Genomic DNA, 15,630 nt, shown 5'->3' with positions numbered 1-15,630 from the left:
ATGACCATTACTCCACAGGAAGCGCTGCAGCGCACGATCGAGCATCGCGAGATCTTCCACGACGAAATGCTGCACCTGATGCGGCTCATCATGCGCGGCGACATGTCGCCGGTGATGTCGGCCGCGATCATCACCGGCCTGCGCGTGAAGAAGGAGACGATCGGCGAGATCACGGCCGCCGCGACCGTGATGCGCGAGTTCGCGCGCCACGTCGAGGTCGCGGACAACGCGAACTTCGTCGACATCGTCGGCACGGGCGGCGACGGCTCGCACACGTTCAACATCTCGACCGCGACGATGTTCGTCGCGGCGGCGGCGGGCGCGAAGGTCGCGAAGCACGGCAACCGCGGCGTGTCGAGCAAATCCGGCAGCGCCGACGTGCTCGAGGCGCTCGGCGTGAACATCGACCTGCAGCCCGACCAGGTGGCCGCGTCGATCGCCGAGACCGGGATGGGCTTCATGTTCGCGCCGAACCATCATCCGGCGATGCGCAACATCGCGCCCGTGCGCCGCGAGCTCGGCGTGCGGACGATCTTCAACATCCTCGGGCCGCTGACGAACCCGGCCGGCGCGCCGAACCAGCTGATGGGCGTGTTCCATCCGGATCTCGTCGGCATCCAGGTGCGCGTGATGCAGCGGCTCGGCGCGCAGCACGTGCTCGTCGTCTACGGCAAGGACGGGATGGACGAGGTGTCGCTCGGCGCGGCGACGCTCGTCGGCGAGCTGCGCGACGGCGAAGTGCGCGAGTACGAGATTCATCCGGAAGACTTCGGGATGCAGATGGTGTCGAACCGCACGCTGAAGGTCGAGAACGCCGAGGAATCGCGCACGATGCTGCTCGAGGCGCTCGGCAACAAGCCCGGCGTCGCGCGCGAGATCGTCACGCTGAACGCGGGCACAGCGCTCTATTCGGCGAACGTCGCGAGCTCGATCGCCGACGGCATCCAGCTCGCGCGCGAAGCGATCGCGAGCGGCCGCGCCCGCGAGAAAGTCGACGAACTGGTGCGCTTCACGCAGCAATTCAAGCGCTGACGCACCGCTTCAGCTTCAGCCTCAACCGAACCCGATTCAAGCACGCAGGACAACCCATGAGCGACATCCTCGACAAAATCATCGCCGTCAAGCGCGAAGAGATCGCCGCCGCGCTCAAGAGCGCGCCGCTCGAAGAACTGAAACTGCAGGCGTCGGCGCGCGATTCGCGCGACTTCGTCGGCGCGCTGCGGAAGCAGCATGCAGCGGGTCGGGCCGCCGTCATCGCCGAGGTGAAGAAGGCGAGCCCGTCGAAAGGCGTGCTGCGCGAGCACTTCGTGCCGGCCGACATCGCGCGCTCGTATGCCGAGCACGGCGCCGCGTGCCTGTCCGTGCTGACCGACGAGCAGTTCTTCCAGGGCAGCGCGCGCTATCTCGAAGACGCGCGCGCCGCGTGCAGCCTGCCCGTGCTGCGCAAGGACTTCATCGTCGACGCGTATCAGGTGCTCGAAGCGCGCGCGATGGGCGCCGACGCGATCCTGCTGATCGCCGCCGCGCTCGACACGCCGCTGATGCAGGATCTCGAGGCGTACGCGCACTCGCTCGGCCTCGCGGTGCTCGTCGAAGTGCACAATCGCGACGAGCTGAACGAAGCGCTCACGCTGAAGACGCCGCTCGTCGGCATCAACAACCGCAATCTGCGCACGTTCGAGACGACGATCGACACGACGCTCGGCATGCTCGACGCGATTCCGGACGACCGGATCGTCGTCACCGAATCCGGCATCCTGGCGCGCGCGGACGTCGAACGGATGGAAGCGGCGGGCGTGCACACGTTCCTCGTCGGCGAGGCGTTCATGCGCGCCGAGAATCCGGGCGCGGAGCTCGCGCGGATGTTCTTCTGAGCGCGGCGCACGATGGCGATCGAACAGGAAATCAAGCTCGCGCTGCCCGCCGCGCAGATCGACGCGGCGCGGCGCTTCTTCGACGCGCGCGCCGGCGCGCCCGGCCGCGAGATCGCGCTCGTGAACGTCTACTTCGACACGCCGGCGCTCGCGCTCGCGCGTGCGAAGAGCGCGCTGCGGCTGCGGCTCGCGCCGCAAGGCTGGCTGCAGACGTTCAAGACGGCCGGCGCAGCCGTCGGCGGGCTGCACCGCCGCCATGAATGGGAGATGCCCGTCGCGGGCGAGGCGCTCGAGATCGACGCGCTCTGCGCCGCGTGCGACGTCGAGCAAGCAGCCGACGCGCTGCGCGCCGCCGCGCCCGGCCTCATCGCACTCTTTCGCACCGATTTCTCGCGCACGCTGTGGCGAATCGAGCACGCGGGCGCGACGATCGAGGCCGCGCTCGATCGCGGCGAGATCGTCGCGCCAGTCGACGGCGACGTGCGCCGCGAGCCGATCTGCGAGATCGAACTCGAGCTCGTCGACGGCGACGCGGCCGCCCTCTCGTCGCTCGCCGAAGCGGTCGCCGCCGCGCTGCCCGGCGTCGCGCCGGACAACCTGAGCAAGGCACAGCGCGGCTATCGGCTGCGCGGCGGCGAGCTGCGCGCCGACTGACCGCCCTTTTCCCCGCATGACCAAGCCCTCACCGTCCCGCCCGATGCAACAACCTTCGCTGTTCGACGATCCCGTTCCGCCCGCAACGAAAGACGGCGCCTCCGCGCCGTCCGTCGCGTCGCAATTCGATGTGCTGCCGCCTGACTGGCGCGAGATTCTCGAGCCGTTCATCGCGAGCGACGCGTATGCGCCGCTCTGCCGCTTCGTCGACGGCGAACGCGCGGCGGGCAAGGCCGTTTATCCGACCGACGTGTTCCGCGCGCTGCGGCTCACGCATCCGGACGACGTGAAGGTCGTGATCCTCGGCCAGGACCCCTATCACGGCGAGGATCACGGGATTCCGCAGGCGCACGGCCTCGCGTTCTCGGTGCCGCCCGGCGTGAAGCCGCCGCCGTCGCTGCGCAACATCTTCAAGGAAATCTCGGCCGACTTCGGCTACGAGACGCCCCGTCACGGCTGCCTCGACACGTGGGCGCGGCAGGGCGTGCTGCTGCTCAACACGGTGTTGACGGTCGAGCGCTCATCGGCCGCGAGCCACGCGAAGCGCGGCTGGGAGAAATGCACCGACACGCTGATCCACGAACTCGCGACGCGCCATCGCCACCTCGTGTTCATGCTGTGGGGCGCGCATGCGCAGGCGAAGCGCGCGCTCTTCGACGCGAGCGAGCATTGCGTGCTCGAAGCGCCGCATCCGTCGCCGCTGTCCGCGCATCGCGGTTTTCTCGGCTGCCGCCATTTCGCGCTCGCCAACGACTATCTGAAGCAGCATGGACGCGCGCCGATCGATTGGCGGCTGCCCGAAGAGGCCGAGACGCTCGCTTGAGCACGAGCCGAAACGCTCGCCGGCGCGTGAGCCGTATGCGCGGCGTTCGAAGCCCGGCTCGTCGGCGATGTGACGCGAACAATTTTCCGGGTGCCGCCGGGTGTTGCGTCGGTGTTCCTCCGCGCGGTCCACGCTGCGCCGCTCGCCGCGCCGATGGCGCTTGACGGTTTGCGGCGAAGCCGTCAAGCCGCCGCGCGCCATCCCGTTCACGTGCGGACGAACGCACGCCGGGCCGCGAGACCGCGTCGACTCGACATTCGGCGCATCCTCGACGACACAAGCAAAAACGCCGCGAACCTGCCGGTCCGCGGCGTTTTTTCGGCTATCCGGCGAAGACGCTCAAACCGCGGCGATCGTCTCGCGTGCGTTCGCGAGTGCAGCGTTCGCCGCATCCGGCCCGAGCGCGAGACCTTCCGCGTAGACGAACGTCACGTCGGTCATGCCGATGAAGCCGAGGAACGTCTGCAGGAACGGCGTCTGGCTATCGGTCGGCATGCCGACGTGCTTGCCGCCGCGCGCCGACACCACATAGACCTTCTTGCCCTTGATCAGCCCTTCGGGACCTTCCGCCGTGTAACGGAACGTGACGCCTGCGCGAGCGATCCAGTCGAAGTACGTCTTGAGCTGCGACGATACGCCGAAGTTGTACATCGGCGCGCCGATCACGATCACGTCGGCCGAGAGCAGCTCGTCGATCAGCGCGTCGCTCTTCGCGACGATCGCGTTCTGCTCGGCGGTGCGCTGGTCGGCCGGCGTGAAGAACGCGCCGAGGACCGCGTCGTCGAGGTGCGGCAGCGCGTCGGCGAGCAGGTTGCGGACCTTGACGGTCGCGCCGGGGTGGCTTTGTTGCAGCTTCGCCGTCAGTTCGTCGGCAAGCATCGTCGACTGGGCGCCTTGCGAGCGGGCGGCGGAATTGATCTGAAGAATGGTCGTCATGTCGGGCTCCGTGGGTTTGGTTTGCGCCGAGTGCAGCGCGAGTGACGCCATTGTGCGGATCGTTGCCGCCGCGAAAAAGCCGTGACTGGGTGACGGATTGTTGCAACAGTGAAACAATCGACGCCCGGTTCGGCGCGGCTATTGCCTGCCGCGCGCCGCCGGCAGCCCAAGCCATGCGTCGCGGTGCGCGCGCGTCGCGGCGGGCTTCGGCTGCGCGCTCAGCTTGTAGCGCGCGACTTCCGGGCCGTCGAGCTTGAGCCGCGCGACGCGGAGCTCGTCGCGCCGGAACGCGTGGATCTCGACCTTGTCGCCGGCCCGATAGCGCGCGAGCAGTGCATCGACGTTCGAGCCCGTCACGCGCAGCCCGTCGATCGCGACGAGCGCATCGCCCGCCGACAGCCCCGCGCGATGCGCGGCGCCGCCTTCGTAGACGGCCGCGAGCGTGCATTCCGCGCCGCCTCGCGTGCGTGCGCCGAGCGTCGGCTTCGGCGGCGCGCCGGGCGAGCCGTTGGCGCCCGCGTCGGGCGCGAGCGTCACGCCGAACGGCTCGAAAAGTCCGGCGAGCGGCAGTTCGCGCGTGCCGGACACCGCATCGTCGAACAGCCGGCCGAGGTCGACGCCCGTCGCTTCGGCGATCAGCGCCTTCACGTCGTCCTCGCCGACGCCGTGCGGCTTGCCGTGATAGAAGTCGCGCCCGAAGCGCTGCCACAGCAGTCGCATCACGTCGTCGAGCGACTTGCGATGGCGAGTCTGCGCGCGGATCGCCAGATCGAACGCGAGCGCGACGAGCGAGCCCTTCGTGTAATAGCTGACGATCGCGTTCGTCGCGTTCTCGTCCTGCCGGTAGTACTTGATCCACGCATCGAACGAGCTTTCGGCGACGCTCTGCTTGAGCCTGCCGGCGCCGCGCTGCACGCCGCCGATCGTGCGGCCGAGCATCGCGAAATAGTCGTCCTGCGAGATGAGGCCGCTGCGCACGAGCATCAGGTCATCGTAGTACGACGTGACGCCCTCGAAGAACCACAGCAGCGACGTATAGCTCTCGCGCGACAGGTCGTACGGCGCGAACGCGGCCGGCTTGATCCGCTTCACGTTCCACGTGTGGAAGTACTCGTGGCTGCACAGGCCGAGATACGTGCGATAGCCTTCCGTCGTCTCCGGGCGCCCCTTCACCGGCAGATCGCTGCGATTGCAGATGAGCGCGGTCGACGCGCGATGCTCGAGCCCGCCGTAGCCGTCGCTGACCGCCTGCGTCATGAACACGTAGCGCGACATCGGCGCGCGCTTCGTCTTCGGCTCGAAGAGCGCGATCTGCGCCTCGCACACGCGCTTCAGATCGACCGCGAGCCGCTCGATATCGAGCCCGACCACGCGGCCCGCGATCGCGACGTCGTGCGGCACGCCGTGCGCTTCGAACGTCGTCAGCGCGAATTCGCCCAGCGTGACCGGATGGTCGATCAGCGCGTCGTAATTCTCCGCGCGGTACGCGCCGAAGCCGTAGCGCTTCGTGCCGCGCGCCTCCGGCAGCGCGGTCGCGACGCGCCAGCGCCGGTACGCGTCGCCCGCCGGGCGCTCGATCGTCACCTCGCACGGCGCGTCTTCACGGCCGACCGGCGAAAGAAACACGCTCGTGCCGTTGAAGAAGCCGCCCGTGTCGTCGAGATGCGCGGCGCGCACCGACAGATCCCACGCGTAGACGTCGTAGCGCAGCGTGATCGATCCGGACGTCGGCGCGGCCTGCCAGGTCTGCTTGTCGGTCTTGTCGATCCGCAGCTTGCGGCCCGCATCGTTGAACGCGCGCAACGTCACGATGTTGCGCGCGAACTCGCGCACCATGTAGCTGCCCGGAATCCACACGGGCAGCGTGAAGCGCTGGCCCGCCGGATCGGGATCGGCGAGCGTGAGCGTCACTTCGAACAGGTGGGCGGCGGGGTCTTTCGGAACGATCGTGTAGCGAATCGGCTTCATCGTCGGAATCGGTCGGGGCAAGCGGAAACGGATACGGATACGAAAAGAGGCGCCGGCCAAACGCCGGCGCCTCCTTCGCGATGCAAGAAACGCCGCGTCACTTGACGCCGGCGAGCGCCTGATTCAGTTCGTCGGCGGACACGGCGCCCGGCAGGCGGGTGCCGTCGGCGAGGAACACGGTCGGCGTGCCCGTCACGTTCATCCCGCGGCCGAGCGCGAGATTCTTGTCGAGCGCGGTCGTGTCGCAGCTCGTCGCGTTCGCGGGCGCGCGATGCTCGAGCATCCATGCCTGCCAGGTCTTCACGCGGTCGCTCGCGCACCAGATCGACTTCGATTTCACCGTCGAATCGGGCGACAGCACCGGATACAGGAACGTGTAGACGGTCACGTTGTCGACCGACTGCAACGTCGTCTCGAGCTTCTTGCAGTACGGGCAGTTCGGATCGGAGAACACCGCGATCTTGCGCGCGCCGCTGCCCTTCACGACCTTGATCGCATTCGAAAGCGGCAGGCTCGCGAAATCGATCTTGTTGATCTCGGCGAGACGCTCGGCCGTGAGGTTCTTGTGCGTCTTCGTGTTGACGAGCTCGCCGAGCAGCACGTAGTCGCCCGACGCGTCGCTATAGACGATCTGCGAGCCGAGATTGACCTCGTACAAACCCGCGATCGGCGACTTCGTCACGCTCTTGATCGGAGCGTCGGCGCCGAGGCGCGACTGCAGCGCGGCCTTCAGCTTGTCGGTGGTCTGATCGGCCTGCGCGGTGCAGCCGAGCGTCGCCGTCGCGGCGGCCAGCGCGAGCGTGGCGATACGAATCGTTTTTTTCATGCAAATCTTCCTTCAAAGCGTGCGTGCATCGCCACAGTGTACGACTGTGGCGGAGCAGTGTCGGACCGCCGTGCCGCGCGAAGGTTCGCCGGCCCGGTCAGCCGAGCGCCGACGCGACCAGCCAGCGCTTGACGAGCGGCTGTGCGCCAACGAGCGCCATCCCCGTATTGCGCACGATGCGCGCGACCGTGCCCGGCAGCGAAAAGACCCGCTGCAGGCCGTCGGTCGCGATCATCAGCGCGCGGATGTCCTCGCGCCGCGCGCGCTCGTAGCGGCGCAGCAGGACGGTGTCGCCGAGATCGCGGAACGCTTCGCGGTTCGCAATCGTGTCCGCGAGCGCGGCGACGTCGCGCAGCCCGAGGTTCATTCCCTGGCCCGCGAGCGGGTGAATCAGGTGCGCGGCGTCGCCGACGAGCGCGACGCGCGGCGCGATCAGCCGGTCGACCGTCTGCAGCGAGAGCGGGAAGCCCTTCGCGGGCGTCACGCACTCGAGCGCGCCGAGGCGGCTCATCGTCACGCGCTCGACCTCGGCCGCGAGCTGCGCGGGATCGAGCGCGAGCAACTCGTCGGCGTGCGCGGTGTGCGCGGACCAGACGAGCGACACGTGGCCGTCCGGCAGCGGCAGCAGCGCGACGATCTCGCCATCGCGGAACCACTGATACGCGGTCTCGCGATGCGGCAGCGACGCCTTGAAATTCGCGACGACGCCCGTCTGCCGATAGTCGCGCCGCTCGACCTTCGAGCCGATCTGCGAGCGCACCCACGAATGCGCGCCGTCCGCGCCGACGACGAGATCGCATTCGATCACGTCGCCGTTCGCGAGCGCGAGCGTTGCGGCGTCCGGCTTCACGTCGAAGCCCTGCGCGCGCGCGTCGAACCACGCGAGATTCGGCTGGAAGCGCAGCGCGGCGTCGAGCGCGCATTCGATCAGCGACGATTCGCCGATCCATGCGAGCTGCGGCACCGCCGACTGGAACGCGGAGAAGTGAAGTTCGGCGTGCGCGTCGCCATACACGCGCATGTCGTAGACGGGCGCGAGCCGGCTGTGGTCGAGCGCCTGCCACACGCGCAACCGCTCGAGGAGCGCCTGCGAGCTCGCCGACAGCGCGTAGATGCGCGAATCGAATGCGAGATCGGCGGGACGCGGGGCGGCCGGCTGCGCGAGCAGCGCGGTCTTGTGGCCCGCCTGCGTCAGCGCGAGCGCGGCCGTCTTGCCGACGAGGCCGCCGCCGACGACGGCGACGTCGAAGGTCTGATGGTAGGCAGTCATGGCGGGCATTATAGCCGGGCGACGCATGTCGCTTCGCTCAGGGAATTTGCGGTAAATCAGGGCACGCGACACGGCAACGCACGCGTCGAGCCGGTTTCGCCGCACTCGTCGAACGCGGGTTTCCACGTAATCGCGCATACCGCGCGCCGACGCGGCCGCACCGCCCGCCAGCGGCGATGTAACCGGCGCTCGCCCGCCGCCGCATGCCGCCGGGACCACGCGTTACGCGCCACACGTTTCCTTACAAACACACACCGCTTGTCATGCACACGGCCGCTACATTGAGCCGACGCAACAACAGGAACAGGAGATGTCGATGAAACGGATCGCGGCTCTCGCCGCCCTCGCTGTCGTGCTGGGCAGCGTGCTCGCAGGATGCATCGTGGTGCCGGAAGGCGGCGGCTACTACCACCATCGCGACTACTACTACCGGTATTGACGTGCGGATCGGCGGCTCGTCGCTCGCGGTTCGCGTTGCGCGTCTCGTCTCGTCGCGTGCGGCACGCGGCACGCGGCGCGAGCGCCGACGCTGGCTGGCGCCCGGCCTCGAGCCGGCGCCGGGCCGAGCCGATGCGCGGGCGCGAACGCGCGCCTGTCGACGAAAACGGCGGCTCGACCGAGCGCCTTCCCCCAGCCCTCGCTCACTCGCCTCCCCGACCGCACGGATGGCCGCCGCGCCGGCGGCCATCGCGGCCCCCACGCGCCAACCCTCGGCGCCCGCCGCGAAGTGCGTTCCACCCCACCGAACGGTTGTCTGATTCCGCTCATCGCGTGCTATCGTTTCAATGACGACGCGACCGATCTGCAAGCGTCGGAAAAACAGGTCTCAACCACCATCGCGAGCACGGCCATGAGCGACCTGCGCCACCATCTCAATCAACAGGACCGAGTGGAGCTGCTCTGCTGGCTCGCCGTCGGAAATCTCGGCGCCTTTTACCTGAACGAGAGCTGGCCCGGTGCAGCCTTTCAGGTCCAGTCCGCGCACAAATGGCTCGACCGGCATGCGCGAGAGGCCGATTGGCTGACGCTCGCGAAGCTGTCGCTCATCGCGCTCGACATCGCGAAGAAGCACGCGGACTTCGTCAACGCGTCATGGGCGCGCGACGCGGTCGAAGAGATCATCGATACCGACGATCTGAACTACGAAGCGCGCCTCGCTCAACTCGTGCTGAACGACTGCCGCATGGCGCTGGCCGATCGGCGGATCGCCGACTGATTCGCCCGCTGCCCTCGCGGGGCGGCGCGAACGAAGGACGACCGACGCCGGCGCGCACCGCACCGCCGCCTGAAGGCGCCGGCCATGTTCGTCCGGAACGCCGGAACGCGATTCCGCCCGCGCTTTTCATGCGATGCGCGCTTCGCCGTGCGCAGCGACATCGCTCATACCGAGTCGGCTGCGAGGCCGCACTGCCCGGACATCGGCCGGCCGGCCCGCGAGCGGCGACGCCGCTCGCGCCGCCGGTTGCCTTGGCGCGCCGTCGAACGAGTTACAATCGCCTCTTTTGGTGGCAGCGCACGTCCCGCTTGCGCTCGAGCGTCCGAACGGGCGCTCCTGCCCGGCCCCGATGTGGCCCAAAAAGCGCGCGGACGAACGCCCCGCGCCGTGCACGATGCGCCCCACATCACGCACAACCCATTGAATCCCGAAGGAACCCATGAGTCTCAAATGCGGCATCGTCGGCTTGCCCAACGTCGGCAAGTCCACCCTGTTCAACGCGCTGACGAAGGCCGGCATCGCCGCCGAGAACTATCCGTTCTGCACGATCGAGCCGAACGTCGGCGTCGTCGAAGTGCCTGACGCGCGCCTGAAAGCGCTCGCCGACATCATCAAGCCCGAGCGCGTCGTGCCCGCCGTCGTCGAGTTCGTCGACATCGCGGGCCTCGTCGCCGGCGCGAGCAAGGGCGAAGGCCTCGGCAACCAGTTCCTCGCGAACATCCGCGAAACCGACGCGATCACGCACGTCGTGCGCTGCTTCGAGGACGAAAACGTCATCCACGTCGCAGGCAAGGTGAGCCCGCTCGACGACATCGAAGTCATCAACACCGAACTCGCGCTCGCCGACCTCGCCACCGTCGAGAAGGCGCTCGCCCGCTATTCGAAGGCGGCGAAGTCGGGCAACGACAAGGAAGCGGCGAAGCTCGTCGCGGTGCTCGAAAAGGCGCGCGCGCATCTCGACCAGGGCAAGGCCGTGCGCGGCCTCGACCTGTCCGACGACGAGCAGGCGCTCATCAAGCCGTTCTGCCTGATCACCGCGAAGCCGGCGATGTACGTCGCGAACGTGAAGGAAGACGGCTTCGCGAACAACCCGCACCTCGACGCGGTCCGCCAGTACGCAGAAGCAGAGAAGTCGCCGGTCGTCGCGGTATGCGCGGCGATCGAGGCGGAGATCGCCGATCTCGACGACGCCGACAAGGAAGCGTTCCTCGCCGACATGGGCATGGAAGAGCCGGGCCTCGACCGCGTGATCCGCGCGGGCTTCAAGCTGCTCGGCCTGCAGACGTACTTCACCGCGGGCGTGAAGGAAGTGCGCGCGTGGACGATCCACATCGGCGATACCGCGCCGCAGGCGGCGGGCGTGATCCACACGGATTTCGAGCGCGGCTTCATCCGCGCGCAGACGATCGCCTACGACGACTTCATCGCGTACAAGGGCGAGCAAGGCGCGAAGGAAGCAGGCAAGATGCGCGCGGAAGGCAAGGAGTACGTCGTGCATGACGGCGACGTGATGAACTTCCTGTTCAACGTCTAGCCGTACCGCAGGCTCGGCGGACGCAGGCGGCGGCGGATCGCTCGCCGCTCGCGACCGCCGGGCCGTACCGATTTCGCGCGGATCGGGCCGAACGCGAAATCCTCGCTCCTCACGCCGCTTCCCGATTCGATCGAAGAGGCGCTCGCCGGCCCCGGCGATCCCGCCCATCGTCTCCCCGAAGCCTCCCTCAGAGCCCCGCGAGCGCCCCCTCTTCTCCGCGCTTCAAAAACCGCCGGTTCGTGACATGTCACGCTTGCCGGCTCGGCCGAACGGCGCTCGCGGCAACGCGCCCCGGCTTCTATCAATCTCCTCTTTCCGGCGAGCCTGTCGAATCCCTACGCGCTGCAGCCGAAGAGAGCCTTCTGGCCTTCCGCGGTCGGAGACGTCAATCCGATGGAGATCTCGGCCCTCTCGCGGCCGAAGCATCCGATCGGCAAGCACGAGCCGATCGCGACGCTCGGCTCGTGCTTCGCGCAGCACATCAGCCGCGCGCAAATGCATCTTCGTCGCCCTTGCATCTGCCCGCGAACCTCGCCGTCGTCTCGAAACTTGCATTCGGCGCGGCGTGTCTCGCCGCGCTTCGCCAGGCCCCGCTTGTCGAACCGAATGCGATCGGCCCGGTGGCAGCGCGCCGCCTGGCCGATGTCCCATCACCGCGGGTTCGCGGACACCCGAGGCGGCGCGGACGCCGACGCCTCGGCGCCGCGCGCGCGCCGATTCATCCACGACGCCGTGACGACCGCGAGCGCAAGCACAGCGGTCGCGGCGATTTCCATCCGGTGATCCTCGCGCAGCAGCATCACGACGAGCACGCCGCAGATGAACAGGATCACCGCCCACGTGAGCCACGGGAAGCACCACATCCGCAGCGGCGGACGCTCGCCGGTCGCGTCGAGCGTCGAGCGCATCCGCAGTTGCGAAATCGCGATCACGAGATAGACGAGCAGCGCGATCGCGCCCGACGTCGCGAGCAGGAAGCCGAACACCTGCTCGGGCATCACGTAGTTCGCGATCACGGTCAGGAAGCCGAATGCGGTCGACGCGAGCACGGCCGCGCGCGGCGTGCCGCTCGCGTCGGTGCGGCGCAGGAACGCGGGCGCGTCGCCGCGCGTCGACAGAGAGAAGATCATCCGCGACGCCGTATAGAGCGCCGAATTCAGGCAGCTCGCGACCGACACGAGCACGATCACGTCGATGATCGCCTTCGCGTGCGGCACGCCGATCAGCTCCATCGCGCGCTGATACGAGCCGTGCGTGGGCAAGAGCGCGTCGTTCCACGGCACCAGCGCCGCGACGACGAAGATCGAGCCGAGATAGAACAGCGAGATCCGCCAGATCACCGAGTTCGTCGCGCGAACGATCTGGCGCTCCGGCTGCTCGGACTCGGCGGCGGCGATCGTGACGATCTCGGTGCCGAGAAACGAGAACATCGTCGTCAGCATCGCGGCGAGCACCGCGCCGATTCCGTTCGGCATGAAGCCGCCCGCGTTCACGAGCCGCGCGGCGCCCGACACGCTCGAGCCCGGCAGCAGGCCGACGATCGCCGCGCCGCCGATCGCGAGGAACACGACGATCGCGACCACCTTGATGAGCGCGAACCAGAATTCGAACTCGCCGTAGTTCTTGACCGAGAAGAGGTTCGTCAAGGTGAGCACCGACGTGATGCCGAGCGCGAAGATCCACGTCGCGACGCCGGGGAACCATGCGTTGAGGATCGTCGCCGCGGCCGTCGCCTCGATCGGAATCACGAGCACCCAGAACCACCAGTAGAGCCAGCCGATCGTGAAGCCCGCCCAATGGCCGATCGCGCGATCGGCATAGGTCGAGAACGAGCCGCTGTCCGGCTGTGCGACCGCCATCTCGCCGAGCATCCGCATCACGAGCACGACGAGCAGGCCCGCGATCGCGTAGGCGATCAGCGCGGCCGGCCCGGCTTCCGCGATCGCGTGCCCCGAGCCGACGAACAGCCCGGCGCCGATCACGCCCGCGATCGACAGCATCGTGACGTGACGCTGCTTCAGGCCGGTTCCCAGGCCTGTCTGACTTCCTTTCATGTCTCTCTCCAAATAAACGGTTCCGGTATGACCGGGCATCGTGTGAAGGCGGCGCGGGGCTTTTTTGTTATCGAACCGTGCTCGTCGCGACGTGCGTCGCGCGTCGGCCGGGCATCGCGCCTGCGGCCGCCCGGACGGATGCGCCGCGCAGATCCGCGAAACTGCGTTTGCGATGCGCCGCGCATGCGGCGGCGCATCGCGGCGCCCCTGTCGTCGGCATCATGGTCAGCCGCCTTCGAAGCGAAGCAGTGTAAGCATCAAACGGTTCGCGACTAAGAACCAATTGGCGAATTTCGATAGAACCATTTGTCGCATCGATGAAGACGCGGGCGATGCGCGGCCCGTCCGGCGCTGTCGCGCGGGCCCGCGAAGCCGCTCGAAAAAAACGGCCGGAGGCCAACGGACGACGCTTCGTGAAGCAAGTGCAGCGACGAAAAACGCGCGTCGACAGACAAATCACGGCGCGCCGCCCGCCGTCTCGTCGCGCCATTTCGCGGGCGCGATCGCCTGCCATTCGCGCAGAAGCAGCGCCTTCACGGTGTCGGGATGCGCGGCCGACAGGCGCACCAGCACGATCGGCCATCCGACGTAGTGATCGGTCACATAGAACACGTCGGGCGCCGATTCGATCAGCCATGCGCGCTCGTCCGGGCCGACGCCCTTGACGACGAGCGTGTCGCCGTCCTCGCGCAATCGCGCGAGCAGCTTGCCCTTCACCTTGAGCGCCGGCGTGCCGTACGACGTGCCGTCCTCGACGCCGCGCCATGAGCGCCCGACGCCGCAAGCCGACCGCGCCGTTGCCGGTCAATCCGACCAATTCGGCACATCCGCTCGACACGCCTGCCGCGCACGGCCGTCGCGCTTTCCGTCTATCGCGTCTCCTTTCCGCACCGCAACGGCCGCGCCTGCAGCGCCGCCTTGATCGCGGCCATCCTGCGCGGCGAATCCGCGAGCACCGCGTCGACCCCGAGACACGCGGCCGCGCGGTAATCGTCCGCGTCGTTCACCGCGATCGCGAGAATATGGACATTCGCGCGCTGCTTGAAGCACGCGACGGTCGCGGGCGTCCACAATGTTGCCGCCACCTTCGACACGCCCTCGCCGAGCGTGAAGCGCTCGCTCACCGTCAAATTCCGGCGCATCTCGAAGCCGGCCCACACGGGCGCATCGGGCGCGCCTTCGCACGCACCGCCGAGCAGCACGTTCACGAGCCGCCCTCGCGTCGCATCGCGCGACTCGAAGAGTCGCGCCTGCGGGTACGACGCAAACGCGGCCTGATAAGCCGCGTCGGTCGAATAAATCGTCACGCGCGGCCACGCGGACTCGCTCGTCAGCACATCCGCGACGGCCTTCGCCTGCGGCCCGGCCGGCAGCGCCTTCATGTCGAGCACGACCGGCATCGCGGGCGGAATCGCACGCAATGCGTCGCGCAGCGTCGGAATGCCGGCCGGGCGGGCGCGATACGGATACCGCCCGCTCGCGTCCCGAAAATTCCAGCCCGCGTTCATCTGCGCGAGCTGCGCCGCTGCGTACCGGGCGACCGGGCCGCTCGACTGCGTCAGCGCCGACAGGTCGGCGGGCCGGTACAACACCGGTATGCCGTCGCGGCTCAGCTGGACAGTCAGCCAGATCGCGTCCGCGCGATTCGCGACCGCCTCGCGAATCGCCTCGAGCGTGTTCTCCGGCGCGTCGCCCGTGCCGCCGCGGTGCGCGACGACGAGCGGCGGCGTCGCGGGCGCTTCGCCGACCGGCCCGCCGCCCGCGCACGCGGCGAGGCCGATCGCGACGCCGGCAAGCGCCGCCCGCAGTCGTGTCCGGTCAATTTGTCGATTCATGGGTCTGCTTCCTCCATCGAAACATGTCTCGCCTCTTTGTTTGACGATGCGCAGCGGAGTTTCTTCAGCGCCTCGCTGCGGTTAATATGCCGTCCTGCCGCCTGGCCATACCGACAACGACAATCGAGAGAGACCATGCTACTTCCGCTGTCCCGCGCGGCGCGGCGCATCGCCGTCACGCTCGCCATCGCGACGCTCCCGCTCGCGCTCCCGCTCGCGCCCGCATTCGCCTACGCGCCGAGCGCGCCCGCCGTCGGCGGCGAAGCGGATCTCGACCGCCACGACACGTACCGGAACCGCGACGGAGAAACCGTGCACGCGCCCGCGCATTCGAAATCGGGCCGTGTCCCCGAGGGCGCGACGGCCCGCTGCCGCGACGGCGCGTACAGCTTCAGCCGGCATCGACGCGGCACGTGCTCGGGGCACGGCGGCGTCGCCGCCTGGCTGTGACGCGGCGGCGAAACCGCGTCGAGGCCGAAACCGCATTGCAGCAGCCGCGCTTCGTTTCGCGCGACGGCGAACCGCCTCGGCAGCTCGGCGACTCAGGCAGCCGGCCAACGTCGCCACGCGCCCGAAGCGCCATCGCCCCGCAGACACGCATTCGCCGCATGTCCGGCGCGCTCCCGCACCGCGCCGAAGT

The 15,630-nt window shown here is 68.5% G+C and carries 14 protein-coding genes and 1 pseudogene; 8 read left to right on the top strand and 7 right to left on the bottom strand.

What is annotated here, in order from left to right; all coding sequences use genetic code 11:
* The 4 genes from trpD to BG90_RS09835 are packed head-to-tail and all read left to right on the top strand — an operon-like array spanning position 1 to position 3,351.
* Positions 1–1,032, top strand: coding sequence for an anthranilate phosphoribosyltransferase (gene trpD / locus BG90_RS09850; protein ID WP_010117170.1), 1,032 nt, complete (start codon positions 1–3; stop codon positions 1,030–1,032).
* Positions 1,033–1,088: 56 nt separating this feature from the next.
* Complete coding sequence (gene trpC, locus BG90_RS09845) at positions 1,089–1,874, top strand: indole-3-glycerol phosphate synthase TrpC (protein WP_010106662.1); 786 nt, start codon at positions 1,089–1,091, stop codon at positions 1,872–1,874.
* 12 nt (positions 1,875–1,886) lie between these two features.
* Entirely contained in the window at positions 1,887–2,528 is a 642-nt protein-coding gene (locus BG90_RS09840; protein WP_010117171.1) for a CYTH domain-containing protein, read from the top strand.
* Positions 2,529–2,571: 43 nt separating this feature from the next.
* The gene (locus tag BG90_RS09835) at positions 2,572–3,351 is read left to right on the top strand and encodes a uracil-DNA glycosylase (protein WP_010117172.1); all 780 of its coding nucleotides are present in this window, start codon (positions 2,572–2,574) and stop codon (positions 3,349–3,351) included.
* 339 nt (positions 3,352–3,690) lie between these two features.
* Here BG90_RS09835 and BG90_RS09830 read toward each other — a convergent pair whose 3' ends face one another.
* The 4 genes from BG90_RS09830 to BG90_RS09815 form a co-directional block, all read right to left on the bottom strand.
* Positions 3,691–4,287, bottom strand: coding sequence for an FMN-dependent NADH-azoreductase (locus tag BG90_RS09830; RefSeq protein WP_025990015.1), 597 nt, complete (start codon positions 4,285–4,287; stop codon positions 3,691–3,693).
* Positions 4,288–4,425: 138 nt separating this feature from the next.
* Positions 4,426–6,255: a M61 family metallopeptidase gene (locus tag BG90_RS09825; protein ID WP_010117174.1), complete on the bottom strand. Its 1,830-nt coding sequence runs from the start codon at positions 6,253–6,255 to the stop codon at positions 4,426–4,428.
* Positions 6,256–6,352: 97 nt separating this feature from the next.
* On the bottom strand, positions 6,353–7,081 hold the full coding sequence (locus BG90_RS09820) for a DsbC family protein (protein WP_010117175.1): 729 nt from the start codon (positions 7,079–7,081) through the stop codon (positions 6,353–6,355).
* Between the two features lie 97 nt (positions 7,082–7,178).
* Positions 7,179–8,360: a UbiH/UbiF family hydroxylase gene (locus BG90_RS09815; protein ID WP_025990016.1), complete on the bottom strand. Its 1,182-nt coding sequence runs from the start codon at positions 8,358–8,360 to the stop codon at positions 7,179–7,181.
* A gap of 301 nt (positions 8,361–8,661) precedes the next feature.
* On the opposite strand from BG90_RS09815, the gene BG90_RS37725 reads away from it, so the two are divergent.
* The 3 genes from BG90_RS37725 (at position 8,662) to ychF (ending at position 11,101) form a co-directional block, all read left to right on the top strand.
* Positions 8,662–8,790 carry a hypothetical protein gene (locus BG90_RS37725; protein WP_010106673.1) on the top strand — a complete coding sequence of 43 codons (129 nt, stop codon included), beginning with the start codon at positions 8,662–8,664 and terminating at the stop codon, positions 8,788–8,790.
* A 411-nt stretch (positions 8,791–9,201) separates the two neighbouring features.
* Positions 9,202–9,567, top strand: a complete 366-nt coding sequence (locus tag BG90_RS09805; RefSeq protein ID WP_010106675.1) for a hypothetical protein — start codon at positions 9,202–9,204, stop codon at positions 9,565–9,567.
* 439 nt (positions 9,568–10,006) lie between these two features.
* Entirely contained in the window at positions 10,007–11,101 is a 1,095-nt protein-coding gene (ychF, locus tag BG90_RS09800; protein WP_010117177.1) for a redox-regulated ATPase YchF, read from the top strand.
* Between the two features lie 650 nt (positions 11,102–11,751).
* On the opposite strand, the gene gabP is transcribed toward ychF, so the two are convergent.
* The 3 genes and pseudogenes from gabP to BG90_RS09785 form a co-directional block, all read right to left on the bottom strand.
* Positions 11,752–13,155, bottom strand: a complete 1,404-nt coding sequence (gene gabP, locus BG90_RS09795) for a GABA permease (RefSeq protein ID WP_010117180.1) — start codon at positions 13,153–13,155, stop codon at positions 11,752–11,754.
* Positions 13,156–13,611: 456 nt separating this feature from the next.
* Positions 13,612–13,932, bottom strand: a pseudogene (locus BG90_RS09790) (MmcQ/YjbR family DNA-binding protein); the annotation flags it as partial.
* Positions 13,933–14,024: 92 nt separating this feature from the next.
* The gene (locus tag BG90_RS09785; RefSeq protein WP_010117181.1) at positions 14,025–14,990 is read right to left on the bottom strand and encodes a glycerophosphodiester phosphodiesterase family protein; all 966 of its coding nucleotides are present in this window, start codon (positions 14,988–14,990) and stop codon (positions 14,025–14,027) included.
* 135 nt (positions 14,991–15,125) lie between these two features.
* Between BG90_RS09785 and BG90_RS09780 the strand changes: the two genes are divergently transcribed.
* Positions 15,126–15,440, top strand: a complete 315-nt coding sequence (locus tag BG90_RS09780) for a DUF3761 domain-containing protein (RefSeq protein ID WP_010117182.1) — start codon at positions 15,126–15,128, stop codon at positions 15,438–15,440.
* Positions 15,441–15,630 lie beyond the last annotated feature (190 nt).

Origin of the sequence: Burkholderia oklahomensis C6786 (assembly GCF_000959365.1) — a bacterium.
In the GTDB taxonomy this organism is placed as follows: domain Bacteria; phylum Pseudomonadota; class Gammaproteobacteria; order Burkholderiales; family Burkholderiaceae; genus Burkholderia; species Burkholderia oklahomensis.
Note: the sequence above shows the minus strand (reverse complement) of the source record. Positions and strands in the feature narration are given on the sequence as shown.